The following is a 1099-nucleotide window of genomic DNA, read 5'->3' as shown; positions in this document are numbered from 1 at the left end:
GCCGTGGCCCGCCACACGCCTTCGGCCAGCATTGCGGTCTTGTGCTGCTCGCCGATCGGATGGTCGCAGGCATCGCAGAGGTAGCGCGCGCCCTCCGGCTCGCCCTTCTGCCACACGAGCCGCTCGAACCGCAGCCACTGCATCGCATTGCAGCGCGGACAGGGGACGAAGAACCGGCGCTGGTCGGAGGCGAGGTACTCGCGCTCGATGCGCGACAGCCCGGCGATGGTCGGCGTCGAGACCAGGAACGTCTTGCGCCGCCAGCCGAAGGTGCGCGCCCGCGCCTCGGCCAGCGCGATCGGGTCGCCCTCGCCCTCGACGTCGCCCGGATAGGCGTCGATCTCGTCGAGGAACAGGAACCGCGCGCTCATCGAGCGCAGGCCCACCGCGCTGTTCGCGCCGGTCATCACGAGCTGGCCGCCCGGGAACTCCTTCGAGAGCTGGCGGTTGCCCGAGTCCCGCGAGCGTGCCGGCGCGACCCGCTCGCGGATCGCGGGCGTCTCCTCGATCAGGGGATCGATGCGCTGGTCGGAGAAGCGCTTGGCGAGTTCCGTGGTCGGCTGCACCGCCAGCATCGGCCCCGGCGCGTGGTGCACCACATAGCCGATCCAGTTCGTCCCCACGGTGGTCGCGCCCACCTGCGCGCCCTTCATGAACACCACCCGCCGCGCCGGGTGCGACGGCGACAGCGCGTCCATCACCTCGCGTAGATAGGGCGTGCGCGCTGTCCGGTACGGGCCGGGCTCGGCGGAGTCGCGCGAGCCGAGCACGCGGTGCCGGTCGGCCCATTCCGAGACCAGCAGCGCCGGCTCGGGGGCGAGGCCGTCGCGCCAGGCCTGGACGATCTCGAGGTCGCCGTCGAACCGGCCGACCTCCGTGAGGATCCGATCCAGGCCGTTCATGCCACCGCGATCCGCACGTCGTTGCGCTCGGCGAGCAGGATGCGCAGGCGGGCGTCGAGCATCATCTGCAGCCGGTGCGCATCGACGCCGAGCTCGGCCGCCATCTCGGCCGCGACCCGTGCGGGCCAGCCCAGGATGGCGTCGCGCTCCTCCTTCGCCAGCCGGTGCACCAGCAGGAGCGCGCGCGCCTTGTCGAC

Annotated in this window: 1 protein-coding gene and 1 pseudogene; both read right to left on the bottom strand. The window is 72.4% G+C overall.

Annotated features, from left to right (window positions below; genetic code table 11):
* A partial coding sequence (locus ACTIFU_RS23805; protein WP_439580807.1) for a phage terminase large subunit family protein occupies nucleotides 1-902 on the bottom strand: 902 nt, incomplete at its 3' end.
* A pseudogene (locus ACTIFU_RS23800) lies at nucleotides 899-1099 on the bottom strand (hypothetical protein); the annotation flags it as partial. The pseudogene ACTIFU_RS23800 and the gene ACTIFU_RS23805, both read right to left, overlap by 4 nt.

It is taken from the genome of Elioraea sp., from assembly GCF_051860475.1.
Classification (GTDB): domain Bacteria; phylum Pseudomonadota; class Alphaproteobacteria; order Acetobacterales; family Acetobacteraceae; genus Elioraea.
The sequence above is the reverse complement of the archived record's forward strand: the minus strand, read 5'-3'. Positions and strand labels throughout refer to the sequence as shown.